General features: G+C 71.1%; 17 protein-coding genes. 12 read left to right on the top strand and 5 right to left on the bottom strand.

Annotation, left to right across the window (positions count from 1 at the left end):
• Window positions 1-19: 19 nt before the first annotated feature.
• Window positions 20-688 carry a GntR family transcriptional regulator gene (locus V1633_RS14870; protein WP_331214889.1) on the top strand — a complete coding sequence of 223 codons (669 nt, stop codon included), beginning with the start codon at window positions 20-22 and terminating at the stop codon, window positions 686-688.
• A gap of 6 nt (window positions 689-694) precedes the next feature.
• On the opposite strand, the gene V1633_RS14865 is transcribed toward V1633_RS14870, so the two are convergent.
• Together V1633_RS14865 and V1633_RS14860 are read right to left on the bottom strand one after the other, a co-directional pair.
• Window positions 695-2,173, bottom strand: coding sequence for an MFS transporter (locus tag V1633_RS14865; protein ID WP_331214888.1), 1,479 nt, complete (start codon window positions 2,171-2,173; stop codon window positions 695-697).
• 150 nt (window positions 2,174-2,323) lie between these two features.
• The gene (locus V1633_RS14860) at window positions 2,324-3,415 is read right to left on the bottom strand and encodes a winged helix DNA-binding domain-containing protein (protein ID WP_331214887.1); all 1,092 of its coding nucleotides are present in this window, start codon (window positions 3,413-3,415) and stop codon (window positions 2,324-2,326) included.
• Between the two features lie 174 nt (window positions 3,416-3,589).
• Here V1633_RS14860 and V1633_RS14855 point away from each other — a divergent pair, with 174 nt between their 5' ends.
• From V1633_RS14855 to V1633_RS14845, 3 genes are all read left to right on the top strand, one after another.
• Complete coding sequence (locus V1633_RS14855; RefSeq protein ID WP_331215200.1) at window positions 3,590-4,420, top strand: helix-turn-helix domain-containing protein; 831 nt, start codon at window positions 3,590-3,592, stop codon at window positions 4,418-4,420.
• A gap of 68 nt (window positions 4,421-4,488) precedes the next feature.
• The gene (locus V1633_RS14850; RefSeq protein WP_331214886.1) at window positions 4,489-5,310 is read left to right on the top strand and encodes an SAM-dependent methyltransferase; all 822 of its coding nucleotides are present in this window, start codon (window positions 4,489-4,491) and stop codon (window positions 5,308-5,310) included.
• A 116-nt stretch (window positions 5,311-5,426) separates the two neighbouring features.
• Window positions 5,427-6,524, top strand: coding sequence for a hypothetical protein (locus V1633_RS14845; protein ID WP_331214885.1), 1,098 nt, complete (start codon window positions 5,427-5,429; stop codon window positions 6,522-6,524).
• Window positions 6,525-6,632: 108 nt separating this feature from the next.
• On the opposite strand, the gene V1633_RS14840 is transcribed toward V1633_RS14845, so the two are convergent.
• Window positions 6,633-7,673 (bottom strand): LacI family DNA-binding transcriptional regulator, encoded by a 1,041-nt coding sequence (locus V1633_RS14840; RefSeq protein ID WP_331215199.1) that lies wholly within the window; start codon window positions 7,671-7,673, stop codon window positions 6,633-6,635.
• Between the two features lie 291 nt (window positions 7,674-7,964).
• On the opposite strand from V1633_RS14840, the gene V1633_RS14835 reads away from it, so the two are divergent.
• The 7 genes from V1633_RS14835 (at window position 7,965) to V1633_RS14805 (ending at window position 18,505) form a co-directional block, all read left to right on the top strand.
• Window positions 7,965-10,391: a beta-xylosidase/alpha-l-arabinosidase gene (locus V1633_RS14835; RefSeq protein ID WP_331214884.1), complete on the top strand. Its 2,427-nt coding sequence runs from the start codon at window positions 7,965-7,967 to the stop codon at window positions 10,389-10,391.
• On the top strand, window positions 10,388-11,377 hold the full coding sequence (locus tag V1633_RS14830) for an ABC transporter permease (RefSeq protein WP_331214883.1): 990 nt from the start codon (window positions 10,388-10,390) through the stop codon (window positions 11,375-11,377). Before V1633_RS14835 ends, V1633_RS14830 begins: the two co-directional genes overlap by 4 nt.
• On the top strand, window positions 11,374-12,336 hold the full coding sequence (locus V1633_RS14825; RefSeq protein WP_331214882.1) for a carbohydrate ABC transporter permease: 963 nt from the start codon (window positions 11,374-11,376) through the stop codon (window positions 12,334-12,336). The genes V1633_RS14830 and V1633_RS14825 overlap by 4 nt, the downstream gene beginning before the upstream one ends.
• Window positions 12,337-12,395: 59 nt before the next feature.
• Window positions 12,396-14,033 carry an ABC transporter substrate-binding protein gene (locus V1633_RS14820; RefSeq protein ID WP_331214881.1) on the top strand — a complete coding sequence of 546 codons (1,638 nt, stop codon included), beginning with the start codon at window positions 12,396-12,398 and terminating at the stop codon, window positions 14,031-14,033.
• Between the two features lie 124 nt (window positions 14,034-14,157).
• Window positions 14,158-15,783 (top strand): GH39 family glycosyl hydrolase, encoded by a 1,626-nt coding sequence (locus V1633_RS14815; protein WP_331214880.1) that lies wholly within the window; start codon window positions 14,158-14,160, stop codon window positions 15,781-15,783.
• Window positions 15,780-16,469, top strand: coding sequence for a DUF624 domain-containing protein (locus V1633_RS14810; protein WP_331214879.1), 690 nt, complete (start codon window positions 15,780-15,782; stop codon window positions 16,467-16,469). The genes V1633_RS14815 and V1633_RS14810 overlap by 4 nt, the downstream gene beginning before the upstream one ends.
• Window positions 16,466-18,505 carry a beta-galactosidase gene (locus V1633_RS14805; protein ID WP_331214878.1) on the top strand — a complete coding sequence of 680 codons (2,040 nt, stop codon included), beginning with the start codon at window positions 16,466-16,468 and terminating at the stop codon, window positions 18,503-18,505. Before V1633_RS14810 ends, V1633_RS14805 begins: the two co-directional genes overlap by 4 nt.
• Before the next feature lie 109 nt (window positions 18,506-18,614).
• Here the strand turns inward: V1633_RS14805 and V1633_RS14800 are convergent, their stop codons facing one another.
• The gene (locus V1633_RS14800) at window positions 18,615-20,714 is read right to left on the bottom strand and encodes an alpha-glucuronidase (RefSeq protein ID WP_331214877.1); all 2,100 of its coding nucleotides are present in this window, start codon (window positions 20,712-20,714) and stop codon (window positions 18,615-18,617) included.
• 432 nt (window positions 20,715-21,146) lie between these two features.
• Between V1633_RS14800 and V1633_RS14795 the strand changes: the two genes are divergently transcribed.
• Window positions 21,147-22,073 carry a 2-hydroxyacid dehydrogenase gene (locus tag V1633_RS14795; protein ID WP_331214876.1) on the top strand — a complete coding sequence of 309 codons (927 nt, stop codon included), beginning with the start codon at window positions 21,147-21,149 and terminating at the stop codon, window positions 22,071-22,073.
• Window positions 22,074-22,175: 102 nt separating this feature from the next.
• On the opposite strand, the gene V1633_RS14790 is transcribed toward V1633_RS14795, so the two are convergent.
• Window positions 22,176-23,447, bottom strand: coding sequence for an MFS transporter (locus V1633_RS14790; protein WP_331214875.1), 1,272 nt, complete (start codon window positions 23,445-23,447; stop codon window positions 22,176-22,178).
• Window positions 23,448-23,536 lie beyond the last annotated feature (89 nt).

Here is a 23,536-nt window from a genome sequence, read left to right as displayed (position 1 = left end):
GACGTGGGAAGGAGGGTCGTTGACCAGCCGTGAACCCATCCAGCTCCGGCGCTCCACGCTCGGCGACGACATCTACGAGACACTCAAGAGCCTCGTGCTGGAGCACACCCTGGCCCCCGGCGACCGGATCAACATCGACGCGCTCGCCCGCGAACTGACCGTCTCGCCGACCCCGGTACGCGAGGCGCTGGCCCGGTTGGAGGCCGACGGACTGGTCCGCAAACGCCCGCTCGCCGGTTACACCGTCAGCCCGCTGCTGACCCGGGACGAGTTCTTCCAGATGTTCGAGATGCGCCTACTGCTGGAGTGCGCGGGCAGCCGGTTCGCCGCGGAACGGGCCAGCGCCGCGCAACGCGCCTCGATCACCGCCGAGGCCGCCGTACCGACCCCGCCCGAGACCGACGGCCCGGACGGCTGGCACGCCGCCTTCACCGCACTCGACGCGCGCTTCCACGGCCTGATCGCCGAGGCGTCCGGCAACGCCCTGCTGCGGGAGGGCCTCGACCGGCTGCACGTCCACCTGCACCTGCACCGCCGCTACTTCCCGTACGGGCAGACCGGCACCACCCGGGACGAACACCAGCGGGTCGCGGCGGCCATCGCCGCCGGGGACCCGGACCAGGCCGAGGCCGCGATGCGCGAGCACCTCGTGCGGGCCCGCGAACGACACCTGCCCGCCTTCGAGTGAACCGGCCTACCCCACCTCGACCGGCGACGGTTGGTCCGCCGGCCGGCTCAGATACCGACCACTCAACCGCCGGTACGGCCGGCTGGACAAGGCCACGGCGGTCGCGGCCAGACCGACGACACCGGTCAGTACGAACACCAGCGCGAGCCCCCGGTCGGCGCCGGTGCCGAACCAGCCCCCGATGGTCCGGGCACCGACCCCGTCGGTCATGGTCGGGATGAAGACGAACTGGGCGAGCGGTGAGATGAGGAACGCGGTCAGCGGTGAGGCGGCCTGCTCGACACTCTGCGCGAAGCCGAAGACCCGCCCCTGCCGCTCGTACGGCACCACCTTCTGCAGGATCGTCTGCTCGGCCGCCTCCGCGTACGGCACCAGCAGCATGTAGACGTACAGGCCGGCGGTGAGCAGGATGATCGAGGAGCGCAGCGGGAACAGCAGGGTCACCGTCCAGAGCGCGAGGTTGACCAGCAGCAGCAGCCGTACCGGGTTCCGGCTCAGGCCGGTCCGGGCGACGAGCAGCCCGCCGACGATGAAGCCGGTGCTCAGCAGCCCCCAGAGCAGACCCCAGGCCTGGACCGACATCAAGGACAGGCCGTACGCGTCGAGCAGCGCCATGAAGACGCCGCCGAGGAAGTTGTTGAACGCGGAAAAGAGGATCAGGGCCCGCAGGCCCGGCACCTCGGCGACCACCCGGATCGTGCCCCGCAGGTCCACGCTGCGCTTCGGTCCGCCCTCCGGCTCCCCCGGTGTCCCACCGACCGCCGGCCGTGGGTCCGGCACCGGCGCGAGCAGGTCGGTGGCCGTGACCGCCGCCCCGGCAGCCGGCCCTTCCACCGGTTCCGTTCCGACTCGTCCGGTCGGGCCGTCCGGGCCGGGAGCCCGTTCCGGCACCGTCACCAGGGCCAGGTGCAGGACGCCGACGGCGAGCACCACCAACGCCAGGACCAGTACCCAGAGCATTCCGCCGACCGCCACCAGGACGCCGCTGATCACCGACGTGACCAGGAAGCCCACTCCCGACGTACTGCCGACCAGCCCGTTGGCCCGGTCCCGGCCCTCCTCGGCGATCAGCACGGTGACCAGGGTCGGCAGCGCGATGGTCCGGATGTTGCCCGCGATGACGCCACACATCAGCAGCACGATGAGCGTCCAGAGCCCGACGCTCGTCGGATCCCTGAACGACCGGTGCGGCACGACCTGGTAGACGACGAGGGCCACGGCGTACAGGGCGAGCGAGACCCCCGCCGACACCTGCATGACCGTCTTCTTCGGGAAATGGTCGACGAGGCTGCCGAACCAGATCCCGGTCAACGCCGTCATCACCAGGAAGATCCCCGAGACCACGCCGGTGGCGAAGACCGACCGGGTCTGCAGGTAGACGTAGAAGGTGATCGCGAACCAGACGGTGTAGTTGGTGACCGACACCAGCAGGGTGTTGCCGAGCAACTGGTAGAAGGTCCGACGGTCCCCCGGAATTCTGCTCATGACCCCTGACCGTACGGGCTCAATCGCGGTTGAGGTCCAGGTGTCCCGAATCGGCGACCCGCCACCGACCGGCCGGGCCCGGCGGGGTGGGGTCGGCGGGGTGGGGTCGGCGGGGTGGGGTCGGCGGGGTGGGATCGGCGGGGTCGGACGCTATCCGCCGAACTCGACACCGGAGAGCGTGACGCCCCGGTACCCGGCGAGACGCTCCGCCTGTTCGGCGACGGCGTCCCGGGTGGCCGACGACAACCGGCGCCACGGCCGGACCGCGACGGTGAACTTCCGGCCGGACTTACGGGGCCGCCAACTGCCCACCAGTTCACCGTCGACCAGGACCGCACCCGGACGCCCCAGCACCGGCCACAGCTCCTTCGCGTGTGCGGGGTCGGCGACCAGCGTCTCCCGGTCGCGGGCCTGGAGGAAGAGGTCGTACGGGCCGAGCAGTCGGGTCACCGCGGCCTCGGCGGACTCCAGCACCGTCTGGTCGCGGGCGAGCAGCCACCGTGGTTCGCCGTCGACCGTCACCTCGACCACGTCCTCGGGCCAGCGCGCCTTCACGTCCTTGACCGGGGCGTCGAGGTAACCCGCCACCTGCCTGGGGGTGGCCGGACCGAGCAGCCGGAGGTAGCCACGGACCAGGTCGAACCGCTCGCCGGCGACGGCCGCCGGACGGAACCCCGCGATCGGGCACAGCACCGGCGGCGAGGTGTCGGGGCGCAGTTCCAGTCCGGCCCGTACGGCGGCCAGCCGGAACGGCATCTCGTAGGTGTGGGTGGCGTCGCAGGGTCGGCAGAACCGCAGGTACGGCTCGGGCAGCACGCTGGCCAGCCGGCCGGAGACGTCGCCCTTGACCATCGGCCCGGTCACGATGGCCCGCAACCGGGCGGCCACCTCGTCGAGCGCGGCGAGGTTACCGATGCCGGCCGCCTTCAACGGCCTGGCCGCGTCGTAGATCCGCCGGCCCGCGTCAGCCTCGGAGTACGGCTCGACCGCTGCGGCCACCTCGCCCGCGTCGCCGCGCCGGTAGAGGTGGGGAGCGCCTCGGACGGTCCACAACATGATCACATCCGGTTCGGCGAGCGCCGTCACGTCGACCCCGCGCAGGGCCAGGGCCCACCGGGCGCCGTCCGGTCCGGTGTCCTGCACCCCGACGTCGAGTACGGCGGTGTCGCCGAGCGTGCCGTGGTCCCGGTCGAGCTGCTGGGCGCGGACCCGGAACGACGACACCTGGCGCAGGTCGACCATGCCCCCACCCTAGTGAACGGCACCCGCACGCCCCGGCCCGACGCACCGGCATCGACAGCAGGTGGCTTCCACCGGGCCGTGGTGGCATGCTGGACCGCGGGAAAGATCCGGAGGTGCGCGGTGCGCGGATCACCACAGCAGGACGGGCCTGGCGACGGCCCGACGGCGGTGCGGATGATGGTCGGCGCCCAGCTCCGGCGCCTGCGCGAGGAACGGGGGCTGACCAGGGCGGAGGCGGGTGAGCCGATCCGCGCCTCGGAGTCGAAGATCAGTCGGATGGAGCTGGGGCGGGTCGGCTTCAAGGAACGCGACGTACTGGACCTGCTGTCCCTCTACGACGTACGGGACGAGGGAGAGCGGGCCGCGTTGCTGGCCCGGGTCCGGGAGGCGAACGCGTCGGGTTGGTGGTACGCGTACCGCGACGTCACGCCGAACTGGTTCCAGCGGTACCTGGGCCTGGAGGCGACCGCGACGCTGATCCGCAGCTACGAGGTCCAGTTCGTCCCGGGCCTGCTGCAGACCGAGGAGTACGCCCGGGCGGTGGTGCGACTCGGCCACGGTGGCGCGCAGGAGCACGAGGTCACGCGCCGGGTACGGCTGCGACTCGGGCGACAGCAGATCCTCTCCCGTCCGGATCCGCCCAAGCTGTGGGCGGTGGTGGACGAGGCCGCGCTACGCCGCCCGGTCGGTGGCCCCCGGGTGATGCGCGACCAGCTCGAGGCGCTGATCGCCACCGTCACGAAGATGCCGAACGTGACCCTGCAGGTGGTCCCGCTCGCCGCCGGTGGACACGCCGCGGCCGGCGGTGCCTTCAGCATCCTGCGCTTCGCCCAGCCGGACCTGCCCGACCTGGTCTACATCGAACAGTTGACCAGCGCCCTGTACCTGGACCGACGCGAGGACGTCGACTGCTACTTCGACGCGGTGAACCGCCTGTTCGTCGAGGCCGCCCCGGCGAAGGACACCGTACCGATCCTGGACCAGATCATCCGCGATCTTCGATGAGACGACGTCGCGACGGATGTATCCTTGACCCACCACTGTGGACGGCTACAGACCGAAGGGCATGACTGGTGACCGAGGAGATCCGCCTGTCCGGCGACGACCAGGAGTCCGGACCCAAGATCGACACCACTGTTCCGCAGACAGCCCGGGTCTGGAACTACTGGCTCGGCGGCAAGGACAACTACCCGGTCGACCGTGCCCTCGGTGACGAGATCGCGAAGTCCTTTCCGATCATCGTCGACATCGCCCGCGCCGACCGCGCCGTACTCAACCGGGCCGTGCGCTACCTGGCCGGCGAGGCCGGCGTCCGCCAGTTCCTGGACGTCGGCACCGGACTTCCCACCACCAACAACACCCACGAGGTGGCCCAGTCGGTGGCCCCGGAGGCCCGCATCGTCTACGTCGACTACGACCCGCTGGTGCTCGTCCACGCCCAGGCCCTGCTGACCAGCGGCCCCGAGGGCGCCACCGACTACATCGACGCCGACCTCCGCGACGCCGAGACGATCCTGCGCGAGGCGGGGCGGACGCTCGACCTCAACCAGCCGGTCGCGCTCATGCTCTCCGGGATCCTGGCCCACCTGCCGACCGTCGAGGAGGCCCGGTCCGCCGTACGTGGACTGATGGACGCCCTGCCCTCCGGCAGTCACCTGGTCGTCGTCGACGGCACCAACACCAACCCGGAACTCAACGACGTGATGCGGATCTGGAACGAGTCGGCCAATCCGCCGTACGCGATGCGCAGCCCGGAGGAGATCGCCAGCTACTTCGACGGCCTGGAACTGGTCGAGCCCGGCCTGGTGGACGTCACCGAGTGGCGGCCCGACCCCAGCCCGTCCGGACCGCCCCGGAGGTTGGACAACCTCGTGGGCGTGGGCCGCAAGCCCTGACGGCGGCACCGGCCGACGACATCGGCCGGCCCGGTGGTGCCCACGATCCGACAGCGCGACCGCCTTCCTTCGCGGAGACTGTGAGGCCACATCGACCTCTGCCGACAGGAGGGTTTATGCGACTCCGTCCGCGCCTGCTCGCCGTCGCCCTGGCCGCCGCGCTCGCGGCCACGGTGGCCACCCCGACCGCCCCCGCCCGGGCCGCCACCGCCGACCGCTGGGGCTTCGCCTACGTCGACGATCCGACCGTGCCCGTCTGGACCGTCCTGGACCCGACCCGGCAGTGGGGCAGTTGGAAGGACACCTTCCCCGGACTGTCCGCCGAGGGGATGCGGGTCGCGCCCGGCCGGTTCCTGGTCAGGTTTCCGCAGGTCGGCACCGGTTCACGGGGAAACGTGCAGGTGACTCCGGTCAACCGGACCGGACACTACTGCGAAATCGTGCGCTGGGGTCAGTCCGGCGCTGACGAGATCGTCGACGTGCAGTGCCACAAGCCGGGCGGCGACCGGGCCGACACTCCGTTCACCGTACTGTGGACGGTCAGCACCGGGGTGATCCCGCCGGCCGAGGGGACGTACGCCTCGGTGCAGTGGGGGCCCGCCGCGATCGTGCAGGCGTACAACTCGACCGGTGGCGGGGTGAGCGTGACCCCCGTCGGGGTCGGCATCTACGAGGTCCGGCTCGGCGGGGTCGGCGTCCTCGCCGGGCTCGCCGGCAACCTCCAGGTGACCGCGGTGCAGCCGAACGCCGGACCACGCCGCTGCAAGGTACTGCGCTGGGGTGGTAGCGGGCTGGACGTCATCGCCTACGTCGCCTGTTTCGACCAGGCCGGGGCGGCGACGGCGAGCGAGTTCACCCTCTCCTACCACCGGGAGCGGGCGGTCTTCGGCTCGTTCGGACCGCCGAAGTACGTCGGCTACCTCTCCTCGGCCCACGGCGGCCAGACCAACTGGAACTACCCGGCCGGCGGATTCGGGTTCAACGCCTTCGGCGCGCTCGCTCCGGCCGGCCGTTACCTGGTGAAGTACCCGTTCCTCGGCTACCAGGAGACGCACGCCCAGGTGACGGCGTTCGGACCCGGGTCGAACTACTGCCACCTGACCCAGCCGTGGCGGCACGTCGGCGGCACCGCCGAGGTGGACGTGCTGTGTTTCGACAACAGCGGCTCCCCGGCGCCGCACGACTTCCTCTCGACCTTCACCTCGCGGGACTGAGCCGGCAGCACGAGGCACCGATCGGTGGGGCCGCCCGGAGCAGATGCCGGGCGGCCCGCCGCGCGTCGTCGGACCCTGTCCGCTGCCCGCGCCCTCGGAACACTGCCGCTACCCAGGTGGCGGGGGCGGGGGCGCGGTGCTCTCCCGGACGACCAGTTCGGTCACCAGGTCGACCCGGCTCGTCGGCAGGTCGACGCCCCGGGCCAGGTCGAGCAGCATCTGGGTCGCGGTGGTGGCCATGTGTCGCAGCGGTTGGTTGACCGTGGTGAGGGCGGGTCCGAGCCAGGCGGCGACCGAGATGTTGTCGTAGCCGACCACGGAGAGGTCCCGGGGCACGTCCAGACCGAGCTGTCGGGCCGCCCGGAGCACCCCCATGGCCTGCAGGTCGGAGCCGGCGAAGATCGCGGTGGGGCGGTCCGGCCGGCTCAGCAGCGCCATGCCGTGCTGGTAGCCGGCGTCCACATAGAAGCTGCCGTACCGGACGAGTTCCGGGTCGACGGGGATGTTGGCCTCGTCGTGGGCGAACTGGAACCCGGCGGCCCGCGCCCGGCTGCACAACACGTCCTGCGGGCCGGAGATGATCGCGATCCGCCGGTGCCCCAGTTCCAACAGGTGCCGGGCGGCGAGTTGGCCGCCGTTCCAGTTGTTCGATCCGACGGTGGGAACCGAGGCCGACGTCGCACTGTCGGTGTCGATGACGACGAACGGGATCAGCTGCCGTTGCAGCTGCTGACGCTGGGACTCGGTCAGGTTGCAGAGCACCAGCAGTACGCCGAGGGGGCGCCGGGCCAGCACGACGTCCAGCCACTGCGCCGGGGGGCGGTGTGCGCCGCCCAGTTGGGAGAGCACCACGTCGATCCGGGAGGCGGCGGCCACCGCCTCCACCCCACGGATTATCTCCATCGCCCAGGCCGCGTTGAACTCGTGGAAGACCAGGTCGATCTGCTCGGCACCGACGGACTGCCGCTTGCCCCGGCGGCGGTACCGGTGCCGCTCCAGACTGGCCTCCACCCGGGCCCGGGTGTCCGGCGCGACGTCCGACCGTCCGTTCAGGACCTTCGAAACAGTGGTCATGGAGACGCCGACCTCGTCGGCAATGGTCGCGATCGTTGCCGAACCGGGTCCGACATCCGGACGATTGCTTGTCATCATGGCCTCACACAACGTGTCCGAAAGTTTCGGCTACGAACCCTAACACCGTGAAGATCAAGAGCGTAGGCACTGACCGGAGACCCGACACCGCCGGCCGAAGTGTTTCCGGGACGATACTCCATGCAATCAATGAGGACCGCAGTTCAGAGACCCTTGACACACCTCGGCGCGGCGCTTAAGTTGCCCGGCACAGGTAACGCAGTTATTACCGAAAGTTTCGAAGACACGCCGACGTGAGCCGCCCGCCACCCGAACGGGACGAACCCATGCTCGGACTGGAAGGGTGGCATGACAAGTCAGTTGCCCATCGACGACGGAGCCGGGTCCGAAATAACCACGCCTTGGCGGGATCCGGCGCTCTCCCCCCAGGAACGGGCCGACGCGCTCATCCGGTTGATGTCACTTGAGGAGAAACTCGCCCAACTGGTTGGGCTCTGGGTCGGCGCTGACGCCTCCGGCGGCGGCGTCGCCCCGCACCAGGCCGACATGACCAGCGACGCGCCACAGTGGAGCGAGGCGATCCGGCACGGGCTCGGCCAACTGACCCGGCCGTTCGGCACCGCGCCGGTCGACCCGGTGCTCGGTGCGCGGTCGCTCGCCGCCTCCCAGGCGCAGATCGCCGAGGTCAGCCGGTTCGGGATACCCGCCCAGGTGCACGAGGAGTGCCTCACCGGCTTCGCCGCCTGGCGGGCCACCGTGTATCCGGCGCCGCTGAGCTGGGGCGCCGCCTTCGACCCCGAACTGGTCGAGGCGATGGCCACCCGGATCGGCCTCTCCATGCGGGCCGCCGGCGTACACCAGGGTCTGGCGCCGGTGCTGGACGTGACCCGGGACTACCGCTGGGGGCGGACCGAGGAGACGATCGGCGAGGACCCGTACCTGGTCGGCACGGTCGGCGCGGCGTACGTCCGGGGTCTGGAGGGTGCCGGGGTCGTCGCCACCCTCAAGCACTTCGCCGGATACTCCGCCTCCCGGGGCGGCCGCAACCACGCTCCGGTGCCGATGGGCCGACGCGAACTGGTCGACGTCATCCTGCCGCCGTTCGAGATGGCACTGCGGCTCGGCGGGGCACGCTCGGTGATGAACTCGTACGCCGAGATCGACGGCGTACCCGTGGCCGCCGATCCGACCGTGCTGACCGAACTGCTGCGCGACGAGTGGGGTTTCACCGGCGTGGTGGTCGCCGACTACTTCGCGGTCCGGTTCCTGCAGACCCTGCACCGGGTCGCCGCCGACCCCGCCGACGCCGCCCGGCTCGCGCTGCGGGCCGGGATCGACGTGGAACTGCCCAGTGCGGACGCGTACGGGCCACCGCTGGCCGAGGCGGTCCGCTCCGGCGCCGTCGACGAGGCGCTGGTCGACCGGGCACTGCGGCGGGTACTGGCCCAGAAGGCCGAACTCGGCCTGCTCGACGCGGACTGGCAGCCGCTGCCGGACGACGTCGAGCGGCTGCGGCTCGACGACGAGATCGGCCGGGACATCGCCCTGCGGCTGGCCCGGCAGTCCGTCGTCCTGCTCCGCAACAGCGGCGGGCTGCTGCCGCTCGCCGCCGACCAGCGGGTCGCGCTGGTCGGACCGGTCGCCGACGACCCGATGGCGATGCTCGGCTGCTACTCCTTCCCGTTGCACGTCGGGGTCCGGCATCCCGAGCACGAGACCGGGGTGGAGATCCGGTCGCTGCGGGAGGCCCTCGGCCAACTGGTACCGAAACTCACCCACGTCCCGGGCTGCGACATCACCGGCGACGACACCTCGGGCATCCCGGCGGCGGTCGCCGCGGCGGCGGAGAGCGACGTCTGCGTCGTCGCGGTCGGCGACCGGGCCGGCCTCTTCGGCCGGGGCACCTCCGGCGAGGGATGCGACGCCAGCGACCTGCGTCTGCCGGGCGTACAGGGCGAACTGGTCCGGGCGGTGTTCGCCACCGGCACCCCGGTCGTCCTGGTGCTGCTGGCCGGACGACCGTACGCGCTCGGCCCGGACCTCGAGTCCGCCGCCGTCGTCCAGGCGTTCTTCCCCGGCCAGCAGGGCGGTCGGGCGGTGGCCGAGGTCCTCACCGGGGCGGTCAACCCGTCGGGACGGCTGCCGGTCGGTGTGCCCCGGGACTCGGGCGGCCTGCCGGGTACCTACCTCGCCCCGCCGCTGGGCCGCCGGACCGAGGTGTCGTCCGTCGACCCGACCCCCGCCTTCCCGTTCGGACACGGGCTCAGCTACACGACGTTCGAGTGGAGCGACGCGGTCGTACTCGGGTCGGACGGCGAGCCGGTGCCGCCCGGCTCGGCCGACGGAGCCGACGGACCGACGGCCTGGGCCGTCGACGGCGAGGTGACGGTACGGATCACCGTCCGCAACACCGGGGCCCGGGCCGGTACCGAGGTCGTCCAGCTGTACCTGCACGACCCGGTCGCCCAGACGACCCGGCCGGTGGTCCGACTGGTCGGCTACGCCCGGGTTCCGCTGGAGCCGGGCGAGGCCGCCGAGACGACCTTCGTCGTCCCCGCCGACGTCACGTCCTTCGCCGGCGTGCACGGCCGACGGATCGTCGAGCCCGGCGACGTCGAGCTGCGCCTCGGCCGGTCCAGCGGCGACGTGGCGGCCACCGTGCCGCTCCGCCTGGTCGGCGCCGAGCGCGAGGTCGGTCACCAGCGACAACTCGAGTCGCTGGTGCGGGTCGAGCGCAACGTCGCGCTCCCGCACATTCCGGAGGCCCGAAAATGAGCACACCGAGAACACTGGTCCCGCCCCCGGAGAGCCGGAGCGTCGAGGTACGGCCCGAGCGCGGCCGTCGCGACCGCCCCCGGCGCCGGAGCTGGAGACAGGCACTTCGCCGGGACTGGCAGCTCTACTCGCTGGCGGTCCTGCCCCTGCTGTTCTTCCTGATCTTCCGTTACCTGCCGATGCTCGGCAGCGTGATCGCGTTCCGCCGGTTCCAGCCGGGCGGCAGCATCTTCGGCGAGTACTGGGTCGGCCTGCGCTACGTCAAGATGTTCCTCACCGACCCGACGTTCTGGAACGTCTTCACCAACACCCTGGTCCTCGGGGCGCTGACCCTGGTCATCTGCTTCCCGCTGCCGATCGTGCTGGCCCTGCTGCTCAACGAGGTCCGGGCCCGCCGGCTCAAGCGGTTCGTCCAGTCGGTGTCGTACCTGCCGCACTTCCTGTCGATCGTGGTCGTCGCCGCCATGGTGATGCAGATCCTCTCCGTCGACGGCACGGTGAACCAGATGATCCGGGCCGTCGGCGGCGAGGCGGTGCCGTTCCTGCAGCAGCCCGAGTGGTTCCGGACCATCTACGTCTCCTCCGAGGTCTGGCAGACCGTCGGGTGGGGCACCATCCTCTACCTGGCCGCACTCACCACCATCGACGACAACCTCTACGAGGCGGCCCGGATCGACGGCGCCAACCGGTGGCGGCAGACCTGGCACGTCACGCTGCCCGGCATCCGGCCGACGATGGTGACGCTGCTGATCCTCAACGTCGGCACCTTCATGGCGGTCGGGTTCGAGAAGATCCTGCTGCTCTACAACCCGCTGACGTACCCGACCGGAGACGTGATCGCCACGTACGTCTACCGGATGGGTGTGCAGTCCAGCAATCTCAGTTACGCGGCGGCGATCGGACTCTTCGAGGCCCTGATCGGGCTGACCCTGGTCCTGTCGGCGAACGCGATCTCCCGTCGCACAGTGGGGGCGAGCCTGTGGTGACCACCAACCCGACCCTGACCCCGCCCGGGAAGCCGTCCGACGAGGGGCTCAGCACACCGGCCGCGCCCCGGCGACGCCGCGGCATCCAGACCAGCCGCGGCTACCGGATCTTCCAGGTGGTCAACGGCATCGTCCTCACCCTCGTCGTGGTGGTGACGCTGTACCCGTTCGTCAACATCGTCGCCCGCTCGTTCAGCGACGAGTTCTACATCCGGTCCGGCCAGGTCAACCTGATTCCGCGCGGTTGGAACCTGGAGACGTACGACCTGGTGATGTCGGACTCGATGTTCTGGACGAACTACCGCAACACCGTGGTGTACACCGTCGTCGCCACGCTGATCGCGATGGTGATGACCACCTGTTACGCGTACGTGCTCTCGAAGCCCCACCTGAAGGGTCGGGGCGCGCTGGTCGGGATCGCGGTCTTCACCATGTTCTTCACCGGCGGCCTGATCCCGAACTACGTGCTGATCAACAACCTCGGCATGCGGAACACCATCTGGGCCATCGTGCTGCCGAACGCGATCAGCGTCTTCAACCTGCTGGTCATGAAGGCGTTCTTCGAGAGCCTGCCGGTGGAGTTGGAGGAAGCCGCGGCCGTCGATGGGCTGAGCACGTACGGTACCCTGCTGCGGATCGTGATCCCGCTGTCCAAGGCGGTGATCGCGACCATGGTGCTGTTCTACTCGGTCTCCTTCTGGAACTCGTGGTTCAGCGCGTTCCTCTACATGGACCGGTCGGATCTCTTTCCGGTCACCGTCTACCTGCGCAACCTGATCGCGGGGGCGACCAGCGCCACCTCCACCGGTGGCGGTATCGGCACCTCCGACGTGGTGCAGACCGCCGCCAGCATCCAGGCGGTGACGATCGTGCTCACCGTCGTACCGATCCTGATGGTCTACCCCTTCGTCCAGCGGTACTTCGTCTCCGGGGTCATGCTCGGCGCGGTCAAGGGCTAATCCCGGGAACCTCCCCAGTCCGTCCAACCCCACCGCACCTCACACCGGAAGGAAAACCGATGTTCCACAGATTCCGGCGCCGCGCAGCGTTGGTCGCTGCCGGTGCGCTCACCCTCACCATGGCCGCGTGCGGCAGTGGCGAGGAGTCCGACGCCGAGAACCTGGACGACAACCGCGTCGGCGCGATGTCCGAGTACGGGGTCGGCACCCAGTTCAAGGCCACCGAGCCGCTGACCTTCTCGATGCTCTACAACAACCACCCGAACTACCCGAACAGGAAGGACTGGCTGTTCTGGTCGGAGCTCAACAAGCGCACCGGCGTCACGATCGAGACCGTCGAGGTGCCGCTGAGCGACTACGAGCAGAAGCGCGGTCTGATGATCGGTGCCGGTGAGGCGCCGATGATCATCCCGAAGACGTACCCGGGCCAGGAGGCCCCGTTCGTGGCGTCGGGCGCGCTCCTGCCGGTGAGCGAGTACCTCGACCTGATGCCCAACTTCAAGGACAAGATGGAGAAGTGGAACCTCAAGGCCGACATCGACACGCTGCGCCAGTCCGACGGTAAGTTCTACATTCTCCCCGGCCTGCACGAGAACGTCTGGCCGGACTACTCCCTGGCGGTCCGGACGGACATCCTGGAGGAACTCAACCTCCAGATCCCGAAGAGCTGGGACGAGCTGTACACCGTGCTCAAGGCGATGAAGGCCCGGTACCCGGACCAGTACCCCTTCTCGGACCGGTGGAGCAAGCCGACCCCGGGCGGCAACCTGTTCAACATCATGGGTGTCGGCTTCGGCACCCGGGGTGGCTGGGACTACCAGAACTACAGCTGGGACGCGGCGGCCGGCAAGTTCGTCTTCACCGGCACCACCCCGCAGTACAAGGCGATGGTGGAGTTCCTCAACAAGCTGGTCAAGGAGGGACTGCTCGACCCGGAGAGCTTCACCCAGGACGACGACCAGGCCCGGCAGAAGCTCGCCTCCGGTAAGTCGTTCGTGATCGGCACCAACGCGCAAACCCTGGTCAACGAGTACCGGCCGGACCTGGCCAAGCTCGACCCGAACGCGAAGATCGTCAAGATCCCGCTGCCGGCCGGCCCGGCCGGTGACGTCAAGCGGGGCACCCGGCTCGAGAACGGTGTCGCGATCTCCACGAAGGCCCGGGAGAGCAAGAACTTCGTCGCGATGATGCAGTTCCTCGACTGGCTTTACTACTCCGACGCCGGCCAGGAGTTCGCCAAGTGGGGCGTCGAGGGGACGACCTTCACCAAGGACGCCGCCGGCAAGTGGACGCTGGCGAAGGACATCGACTACGTCGCGCTGAACCCGGGCGCGCCGAAGCATCTGCAGAAGGACTTCGGCTTCGGCAACGGTGTCTTCGCCTACGGCGGCCCCACCAAGCTGCTCCAGTCCACCTTCTCCGCCGAGGAACTCGAGTTCCAGCAGGCGATGGCCGCGAAGAAAACCCTGCCGGTGGACCCGCCGCACCCGTTCACCGACGAGGAGCGGGAGCAGGCGACGCTCTGGGAGACCCCGCTGAAGGACTACGTCACCCAGCAGACGCTGGCGTTCATCCTCGGGCAGCGGGACCTCGCGCAGTGGGACGCCTACGTGGCCGAGGTCAAGGGCAAGAACGCGGACGCCTACATCGACCTGCTCAACAAGGCGTACGAGCGGTTCAAGAAGGAACACGGCTGATCGATCGGCACCTCGGTCCGGTCGCGCCCGCCTCCCGGGCGTGACCGGGCCGCACCACCACCGGGCCCGGCCGCACGGCACCCGCCGACGGTCGGGCCCGCTGGCACTGAGCAGAGGACAACACATGCGTTTCACCGTTCCGGCGCACCCCTCGGGCCGGCTGACCGAGGCCTGGCGGGCCTGCGTCGGCACGGGCCGTTTCGAGCTGGCGCTGCGCCGTGACTACCAGGACTCACTCGCGCTGGTCCAGCGTGAGATCGGTTTCCGGCACATCCGGGGGCACGGCCTGCTGAGCGACGGGGTCGGTGTGCACCGGCCCTACGAACACCGGGGCTCGCGGCAGGTCCGGCACGCCTTCACCTACGTCGACCAGGTGATCGACGCCTACCTCGAACTCGGCATCCGACCCTTCGTGGAGCTGGGCTTCATGCCCGCCGCCCTCGCCTCCGGCGACCAGACCGTCTTCTGGTGGCGCGGCAACGTCACCCCGCCCCGGTCGGAGACCGAGTGGGCGGACCTGGTCCGGGCCACGGTCTCCCACCTCGTCGACCGGTACGGCCTCGACGAGGTGCGCGGCTGGCCGATCGAGGTGTGGAACGAACCCAACCTCACGGAGTTCTGGCAGCACGCCGACGAGGCCGCCTACCACCGGCTCTACGAGGTGACCGCGCACGCCGTCAAGGAGGTGGACGCCGGGCTCCAGGTCGGCGGGCCGGCGATCTCCCCCGGTGCCGACGAGTGGCTGCCGCGCTTCGCCGACTTCGTCGCGGCGCGCGACGTGCCGGTCGACTTCGTCAGCAAGCACGCCTACACCTCCGGGCCGGCCCAGCACGTGCCGTTCGGCGTGCACCAGACGCTGGCACCGGCGGCCCGGCTGCTGGAGCAGTTCGGCAGTCCCCGGCACCTGCTGCGGGACACCGCGCTGGCCGGGCTGCCGGTGCACATCACCGAGTTCAACTCGTCGTACCGGCCGGACAACCCGATCCACGACACCGCCTTCCACGCCGCGTACCTGGCCCCGGTGCTGGCGGCCGGGGGCGACCTGGTGGACTCGTTCTCGTACTGGACGTTCAGCGACATGTTCGAGGAGGTGGGCGTGCCGACCTCGCTGTTCCACGGTGGTTTCGGGCTGCTCACCCACCGCCAGGTCAAGAAGCCCACCTACCACCTGTACGCCTTCATGGCCCGGCTCGGCGACCAGGTCCTGGCCCGCGGGTCGGACCATCTGGTGACCCGGGGCCGCGAGGGCCGGGTGACCGTGCTGGCCTGGGCGCCGGTGGACGTCACCGGCCGGGACCCGGTGGACCGGCACGAGATCCTGCTGTCGATCCCGGTCGGCGGTGCGCCGGACGACCATCGACCCGCCGACCTCGTGTCGGACCCGGCGCGGGGCTGGGCGTACGTCCACCGCTCGTCGGTCAACGAGGAGCAGGGGAACGCCTGGACGGCCTGGGCCGAGATGGGACGGCCCCGCTCGCCGCGTACCCGGCAACTGGACACGCTGCGGGAGGCGGCCGAGCCGGGCCGTGGCCATTGCCGACTGCGGGTCGTCGCCGGCCGGGTCGATCTCGATCTCACCCTCGCCCGGCACGAGGTGACCCTGGTCGAGATCACCGCCGTGGTCGACGAGACGCCGCCCTGGTGGGACGAGAGCCGACTGTACGGCCTGTCGGCCGACGCCGGCCCGCCGGCGGGCGAGGCGGCCACCGCCGACGGGGCGGACGGGGCCGACGGGGCGGAGCGGCGGTGAGCGCGTCGGTCGGCGCCCGGCGCCCGTTCGGCACCGGGCCACTGTCCCGGGTCACCGCGCTGATCTACTGCCTGCTGGTCGTCGAACTGCTGATCCTGGTCACCAGCGTGCCCGGACTGGTGCCGCTCGTCCTGCTGGACCGGCACGCCAGCAACCTGCCGCTGGTCGCGGCCTGTGTACTGCCACTCGGCCCGGCGGTCTCGGCCGCGCTGTACGCGGTGCACCACCACCGGCCGGACCTGACCGATCTGAAGCCGGCGGCGGCCTTCTGGCGTGGCTACCGGACCAACCTCGGATCCGTCCTGCGGATCTGGGTCCCGTCCGTGCTCTGGCTGACCGTCCTCGCGGTGAACCTCGCCCACCTCGACGCCGCCGCGCTTCCCGGCTGGTGGCGGGTGCCGCTGGTGGTGGTCACGGTGCTGACCACCCTCTGGCTGGTGAACGCGCTGGTCATCACCTCGCTCTTCACCTTCCGGGCCAGGGACGTCGCCCGGCTGGCCGTACACTTCCTCGGCCGTACGCCCGGGGTGACCCTGGGCAACGCCGGCGTCCTGCTCGCCGCGGCGGCGGTCACCGTGTTCGCCTCCGAGGCGCTGCTGGCGCTGCTCGGTTCCGTCCTGATCCTGGCGCTGCTGGGCACCACCCGTCCCATGATCGACAGAGTCCGTGAGGAGTTCACCGCGTGAGCCTGCCGCGCACCCGGAAGGTGCCCTTCGGTGGGGACTACAACCCGGAGCAGTGGCCCGAGGAGGTGTGGAAGCAGGACTACCGACTCTTCGACACGGCCCGGATCGACACCGTCACGCTCGGCGTCTTCACCTGGGCACGGACCCAGCCCGCCCCCGACGTCTACGACTTCTCCACACTGGACCGGATCGTGGAGCGGGCCGGCGTCGAGGGACGGCAGGTCTGCCTGGCGACCGGCACCGGCGCGCACCCGGCCTGGCTGGCCCGGTCGTCCCCGGAGGTGACCCGGGTCGACTTCGAGGGCCGCCGGCACCGGTACGGGCAGCGGCACAACTCCTGCCCCAGCTCACCGGTGTTCCGCCGGCTCTCCGCCGAACTGGCCCGCCGGATCGCGGCCCGGTACGCCGACCACCCCGCCGTCGTCGGCTGGCACGTCGGCAACGAGTACGGCGGCGCCTGCTACTGCGAGCTCTGCGCCGCCGGTTTCCGGGACTGGCTGCGCGCCCGGTACGGCACTCTGGCGGCGCTCAACACCGCCTGGTACACCACGTTCTGGTCGCACACCTTCACCGACTGGGAGGAGATCGAACCGCCGTCGGCGTTGACCGAGCACTGGCGCGGCCCGAACCACACCGCGTTCCAGGGCATCACCCTGGACTACCTGCGGTTCATGTCGGACGCGATGCTCGCCAACTTCGTCGACGAGAAGGCGGCGATCCGCCAGGCGAGCGACCTGCCGGTGACCACCAACCTGATGGGCATGTACCGGCCGATCGACTACCACCGGTGGGCCGACCACCTGGACTTCGTCTCCTGGGACAACTACCCGCCGGACGACCGGTCGCCGGGCTGGATGGCGCTGGCCCACGACCTGATGCGCGGCCTCAAGGCCGGCCAGCCGTTCTGGCTGATGGAGCAGACTCCCAGCTACACCGCCTCCCGGGACGTCAACCCGCTGAAGCGGCCCGGGGTGATGCGGCTGTGGAGCTGGCAGGCGGTGGCCCACGGCGCGGACGCGGTCCTCTTCTTCCAGATGCGGGCCTCCCGGGGCGCCTGCGAGAAGTACCACGGCGCGGTGATCGGGCACGCCGGCCGGGACGACACCCGGGTGTTCCGGGAGGTGGCCGCGCTCGGTGCCGAACTCGACCGGCTCGGCGGTGCGACGCTGGGCGCCCGGACCCCGGCCCGGGTCGCGCTGCTGTTCGACTGGGACAGCTGGTGGGCGCTGGAGATCTCCGACGGGCCGTCCCGGCTGGTCCGCTACCAGCAGGTGGTGCACGCCTACTACCGGGCGCTCTGGGACGCCGGGGTCGACGTGGACGTGCTGCCGGTGACCGCCGACCTGACCGGCTACGACGTGGTCGTCGCGCCGGCGCTGCACCTGCTCAAGGGCGACCTGCCGCAGCGTCTGGAACAGGTGGCCGACCGGGGCGGTTCGGTGCTCACCACGTTCCTCTCCGGCCGGGTCGACGAGGACGACCAGGCGTTCCTGATGGACGTGCCGGGGCCGCTCGGGGCGCTGACGGGGATCCGGGTCGACGAGTGGGACGCCCGTGAACCGGAGGTGGTCAACCCGGTGCGGCTGACCGTCGGCGACACCGAACTGGAGGTCGGGTCGCGGCTGATCTTCGAGCTGGTGATCCCGCAGGGCGCGGAGGTGGTCGGCCGGTACGCTGCCGACTTCTACGCCGGCACCCCGGCGGTCACCCGGAACAGCTTCGGTGCCGGCCACGGCTGGTACGTCGCCGCCGGGCTGGACCAGGCCGGGGTCAACTGGGTGGTACGCCGGGTGCTGGAGCGGCACGACCTGCTGGGGCCGTACGCCGACGTGCCCGACCTGGAGAGCACGGTCCGGGTCGCCCCGGACGGCACCCGGCTGCGGTTCCTGCTCAACCACCGCGCCGAGCCGGTCGAGGTGGACGCGGACCGGTCCGGGGTCGACCTGCTGACCGGTGACCGGATCACCGACGGCCTCCCGGTCCGGCTGGACGCGTACGGCGTACGGGTGATCCGCGAGGAGCGCGCGGCCGGCTGACCCGGCGGGGGGGTACGAGGTGCCTCGCCCCCGCCGGGTCGGCCCGCCCGTCACCGTCTCCGGCCCGGTGCCCCCCCCCCGGCCACGGCAGGTCACCCGGCCATCGTCCTCAGTGGATGCGGCGGCCGTGCGCGTCCGGCACCCCGGACTTGCGGAAGAAGTAGGTGTTGAGCTGGTCACGCCACTCGGTGGCGGAGCGGACCTGCTCGTCGAGCCGTTCCCCTACGCGGGCGGCCACCGCCGGGTCGACCAGGTCAACGATCTCGGCCCAGCGCCGCCGCGACTCGGTCACCTGCTCCACCCCGGCGAAGTGGGTGTCGTAGATGTGCTGGATGACGGTGGAGCCACTGTGCAGCACGTGCCCGTACGGCACGTGGTGGAAGAAGAGCAGCAGTTCGTCGGGGCACTGGTCGAGCGACTCGTACACCTGCGACCAGGGGGCCGGGTACTGGCCGGTGAACCCGGTACCGGTGGCCCGGGTGCGGTCCACGCCGACGCCGTCGCGATCGGCGAAGTGGTAGGTGCCCCACGGGGTGTACTCGTAGCCGTCCACGTCCGGGCCGTAGTGGTGTCCCGGCCGGACCATGAAGCCGACGCCGAGCGGTGCGGTGTACCGCTCGTACGTCCGCCACGAATCGTCCATGATCGCGTGCAGCGTACGGCGCAGCCGGTCGGGATCGCCGGTCGCCGTGGGCACGAAGGTCAGGTCGATCCACTCGTCGAGGATCGCCAGCGGGTCCAGTCGGGGGTTCCAGGCGAACCGGCCGAAGGCGTAGAGGTTCGCCTGGGCCAGCGGATGTCCGGTCCAGAACGGGTCGTCACCGACGCTGGAGACGGCGGCCAGTCCCCCGCCACCGACGGGTGGCCCGGCGACATCCGCCGTCCGGCCGGCGGCCACGTCGGCGACGCTCGGCCCGTCCGCGCCCCACGGCCCGAAGCCGAGCACCTCGCTCCAGAGTGGTCCCAGATAGCAGACGTGCCGCTGCTGGCCGGTGTACTCCTGGGTGACCTGCAGTTCCACCGCCAACCGGGTGGCCGGCATCGCGGCGATCACCGGAGAGATCGGCTCGCGTACCTGGAAGTCGATCGGGCCGTACTTCACCTGCAGGATCACGTTGTCCCGGAACTGCCCGTCGAGCGGGGCGAAGTGGTCGTACGCCGCCCGGGCCCGGTCGGTGGAGCGGTCCCGCCAGTCCTGCCGGTGGTTGTAGACGAAGGCCCGCCAGTGCACCGCGCCGCCGAACGGCGCCACCGCCTCGGCGAGCACGTTCGCGCCGTCGGCGTGGCTGCGGCCGTACCCGAAGGGGCCCGGCTGTCCCTCGGAGTCCGCCTTCACCACGAAGCCGCCGAAGTCCGGGATGGTGTCGTAGACCTGCCGGGTCGTCTTGGCCCACCAGGCCCGGACGTGCTCGTCGAGCGGATCGGCGGTCGGCAGCCCGCCGAGCGTGACCGGCGCGGCGAAGGTGATCGAGAGGTGCACCCGGATCCCGTACGGACGCAGCTCGTCGGCGATCGCCGCGACGTCGCCGAGCCGGTCGGTGAGCAGTCGCGCCTCGACCGCGTGCACGTTCACGTTGTTCACCGTGACCGCGTTGACGCCACTGGCGGCGAGAAGCCGCCCGTACGCCCGCACCCGGGACAGCTCGGGTGTCAGGGCGCCGTCCCGCCAGAAGATCGAGCCGCCGGAGTAACCCCGCTCGACCTGACCCATCACCGGGTCGACCGTGACGTTGTCCCAGTGGTTGAGCATCCGCAGCCGCATCGCGGGCCGGTGCCGCTCGACCGGGAATCCGGCCCCGAACGCCGCCTCGCCCCGCCGGACCACCTCGAACAGGCCGTAGAGCAGTCCGGGCGCCGCGTCGGCGAGAACCACCGTGACGCCGGCCCGCCGGGCCAGGGCGAACCCGTCGGCACCGAGCTGTCCGGTCTGCGCCGCCAGCTCGGCCAGGACCGCCGCCGCCCCGGCCGGCACGGTGGCCCCGGTGGTCAGTGCGAGCACCAGATCGTCCGGCTCGGTCGGCTCGTCCGCCCCGGTGGTTGGCTGCCGCAGGCTGCCGCCGTACCGGGCGGCGGCGTCGGCGACCTCCTGCCGGACCGTCTCGACGAGCAGGCCGGTGCCCTGGACGACGGTGCGGCGCGAGCCGAGGGCACGGAACGCCTCCGGTGGCAACCAGGCGGGGTGGACGTCGGTGAGCTGGGGGGCGGTCACGGTCTTCTCCCGGGGTGGTCTGCGGTGCTGTCGCGGGTGGGGTGTGTCCGGCCTGGTGGTGGCGGGGTCCGGGCGGTCGGGTACCGCCGGGTGGGTCGCGCGACTCCGGCCGGCCGCCACGCACGACCTACCCAATAATGATCAAACTGTAGTACATGGTGGGCCTGCCCACGGCTCCGGAAGACGGCCGTCGCAGCCGGTGGGACATCGATCATCGTCGTGCCGGCCAGTCGCCCGGGCGCCGGAAGCGGGTGCGGCCCGACCGTCGACACCGCCCCGACCCGCGCGGTGGCCCGCCGGCATCCGACCGAACCCGCCGGCCCGCCCGGACCCGTCCGGCTCTCGCTATGACCGGGCTCACAAGCCGCTGACCAGCACATTTTGCCGACCAGGCAGGCATCGACGGCCCGCCGCCCGCTAGCGTTGCCCGACGTGAAGGTGTGGATTCCTCATAAAGCCGGCATACCGCTGCTTGGCGACCTACCGGACAGCGTTCTCGTGGAGGTCGCCGACGATCCGGCAGCCCTCCCCTCGGCACCGGACGGGGTCCAGTTCTGGCTGCCCACGTTCCTCGACCAGACCCCGATGCACCACCTGGTCACCGAACTGCCGGATCTGCGGGTGGTGCAGCTGCCGAGCGCGGGCGCCGACGCCTGGCTCGACCGGCTGCCGGCCGGTGTCACCCTCTGCGACGCGCGGGGCGTGCACGACTCGGCCACCGCCGAATGGGTGGTCGCCGGGATCCTGTCCCGACTGCGCGCCATCCCCTCCTTCGTCCGGGCCCAGGACCAGGGAATCTGGGCGAACGACCGGTTCGCCCCGACCGACGAACTGGCGGGCCGGCGGGTGCTGATCGTCGGGGCCGGTTCGATCGGGTCCGCCCTGGCCGCCCGGCTCGCCCCGTTCGAGGTGGAACTGACGCTGGTCGCGCGTACCGCCCGACCCGCCGAGGGCGTGCACGGCGTCGACGAACTGCCCCGGCTGCTGCCGGCCGCCGACATCGTGGTCCTGCTGGTCCCACTCACCGCCCAGACCCGCGGCATGGTCGACGCCCGTTTCCTGACCTTGATGCGGGACGGAGCCATGCTGGTCAACGCCGCCCGTGGCCCGGTCGCCGATCCGGCGGCACTGCTCGCCGAACTGTCCACCGGCCGGATCTCGGCGGTCCTGGACGTCACCGAACCGGAGCCGCTCCCGACCGGGCATCCCCTGTGGCACCTGCCGAACGTCCTGATCACACCGCACGTCGGTGCCCAGGTGCACGGCCTGCTGCCGCGCACGTACCGGCTGGTCGCGGCCCAGCTGCGCCGGTTCCTGGCCGGCGAGCCGCTGCACAACCAGGTCGCCGACGGCTACTGAGCCGACGAGCCGGGACGGGGGCGGGACCGTTCGAAGGGTCCCGCCCCCGTCCCGGTCGTCCGGCCGGGTCCGTCGCGACAGCCATCAATGCGCCACTCGCGTTCATGGCCGCCCTCGACCGGCGGGCCGACTCGTCCGGTTCAGGCTCCGCCGAAGTGCCCAGGCGGTGGCGACGGTGGCCAGCGTGCCACCCGCGCCGGCGACCATCAGGGTGGTCGGGGCCGAGGTGGCGTCGAGGAGCACGGCACCGCCCAGGTAGGAGAGCGCGGCGGCGATCCCGATCGCGCCGTACAGGTTGCCGAAGACCCGGCCGAGCATTGCCTCGGGTACGACCCGCTGCAGCAACGTGCTGGAGGCGACGTCCATGGCCGCGATGCCAAGTCCGCGTACCGCCTGCATGACAATGGCGGCGCCGACCGCCCAGGCCAGGCCGGTCAGCAGGTTGCCGACACTGCTGACGGCGAACCCCGCGATCAGCAGCCCGGCGGTGGACGCGCGCGTCGCGTACCGATCCAGCACAAGGTAGCCGACGAACAGCCCGAGCCCGACCGCGCCCAGCAGCAACCCGACCGCCGAGGCGCCAGCCCGGAAAGTGTCGCTGGCCAGCAGGACCAGGGCAATGTCGTCGACACCGTTGAACGCCACGACAGCACAGAACCCCAGCGCGACCACCCGGACCACCGGGGTCGACCAGAGGTAGCCCAGGCCCACCCGCGCGTCGCGCAGCAGGGAACCCCGTGCGGAATCCCCGCCAGCGGGCACCGACATCTTCGGCAGTGCAGCCAGCAGCGCCGCCGAGAGCAGGAACGACACGGCGTCCACCAGCAGCACCCCTCGTACGCCGATCAGCGGGAACAGCGCCGCCGCGAGCAGCGGACCGATCGTCTCGCCGCCGTTGGTGCCGAACCCGACGGTGGAGTTCGCGGTCTCCAGGTCCCGGTCGGGCACCAGGGCCGGCACCGCCGCCCGGGAGGCTGGCTGGAACACCTGCCCGGCGATCGCCCGGACCGCCACCAGTGCCAGCAGCACCGGCAACGGCGGCAGCAGTACGGCGATCAGCAGCAGCACTCCGCCCTGGACCAGTTCCGCGCTGATCATCACCCGTCGCAGGTCGAACCGGTCGCTGAGCGCGCCGGTGAGCGGGCCGAGCAGCGCCGGCGCGAAGTCGCCGACGAGCAGCAGCACCGCGATCGCGAACGCCTGTCCGGTACTGTCCGCCACGTGCAGCATCAGCGCCACCAGGCTCAGCGAGTCGCCCGCGTACGAGATGACCCGGGCCGACCACAGCGCCCGGAAGGCCGGGTTGTGCCGCAACAGACGCATCCCGCCGTGGGTGGGCTCGTCGGTGCTGGTGCCGATGGCCGGACCTGTCACGCCAGATTCGCTCCTCGCACTCGCGGTCGAATGGGCGCACGGTAACGAGCCGACGATGTCGGATCAACGCCCCGGCGACCGTGCTCGAT

Source organism: Plantactinospora sonchi, from assembly GCF_036422035.1.
Lineage (GTDB): Bacteria > Actinomycetota > Actinomycetes > Mycobacteriales > Micromonosporaceae > Plantactinospora > Plantactinospora sonchi.
Note: the sequence above shows the minus strand (reverse complement) of the source record. Positions and strands in the feature narration are given on the sequence as shown.

Excerpts from the sequence above, each read along its gene's own strand:
- V1633_RS14865 (WP_331214888.1), bottom strand. The coding sequence starts at position 2,173 with ATGAGCAGAATTCCGGGGGACCGTCGGACCTTCTACCAGTTGCTCGGC.
- V1633_RS14845 (WP_331214885.1), top strand. The coding sequence starts at position 5,427 with ATGCGACTCCGTCCGCGCCTGCTCGCCGTCGCCCTGGCCGCCGCGCTC.
- V1633_RS14855 (WP_331215200.1), top strand. The coding sequence starts at position 3,590 with ATGATGGTCGGCGCCCAGCTCCGGCGCCTGCGCGAGGAACGGGGGCTG.
- V1633_RS14815 (WP_331214880.1), top strand. The coding sequence starts at position 14,158 with ATGCGTTTCACCGTTCCGGCGCACCCCTCGGGCCGGCTGACCGAGGCC.
- V1633_RS14860 (WP_331214887.1), bottom strand. The coding sequence starts at position 3,415 with ATGGTCGACCTGCGCCAGGTGTCGTCGTTCCGGGTCCGCGCCCAGCAG.
- V1633_RS14840 (WP_331215199.1), bottom strand. The coding sequence starts at position 7,673 with ATGACAAGCAATCGTCCGGATGTCGGACCCGGTTCGGCAACGATCGCG.
- V1633_RS14820 (WP_331214881.1), top strand. The coding sequence starts at position 12,396 with ATGTTCCACAGATTCCGGCGCCGCGCAGCGTTGGTCGCTGCCGGTGCG.
- V1633_RS14835 (WP_331214884.1), top strand. The coding sequence starts at position 7,965 with ATGACAAGTCAGTTGCCCATCGACGACGGAGCCGGGTCCGAAATAACC.
- V1633_RS14830 (WP_331214883.1), top strand. The coding sequence starts at position 10,388 with ATGAGCACACCGAGAACACTGGTCCCGCCCCCGGAGAGCCGGAGCGTC.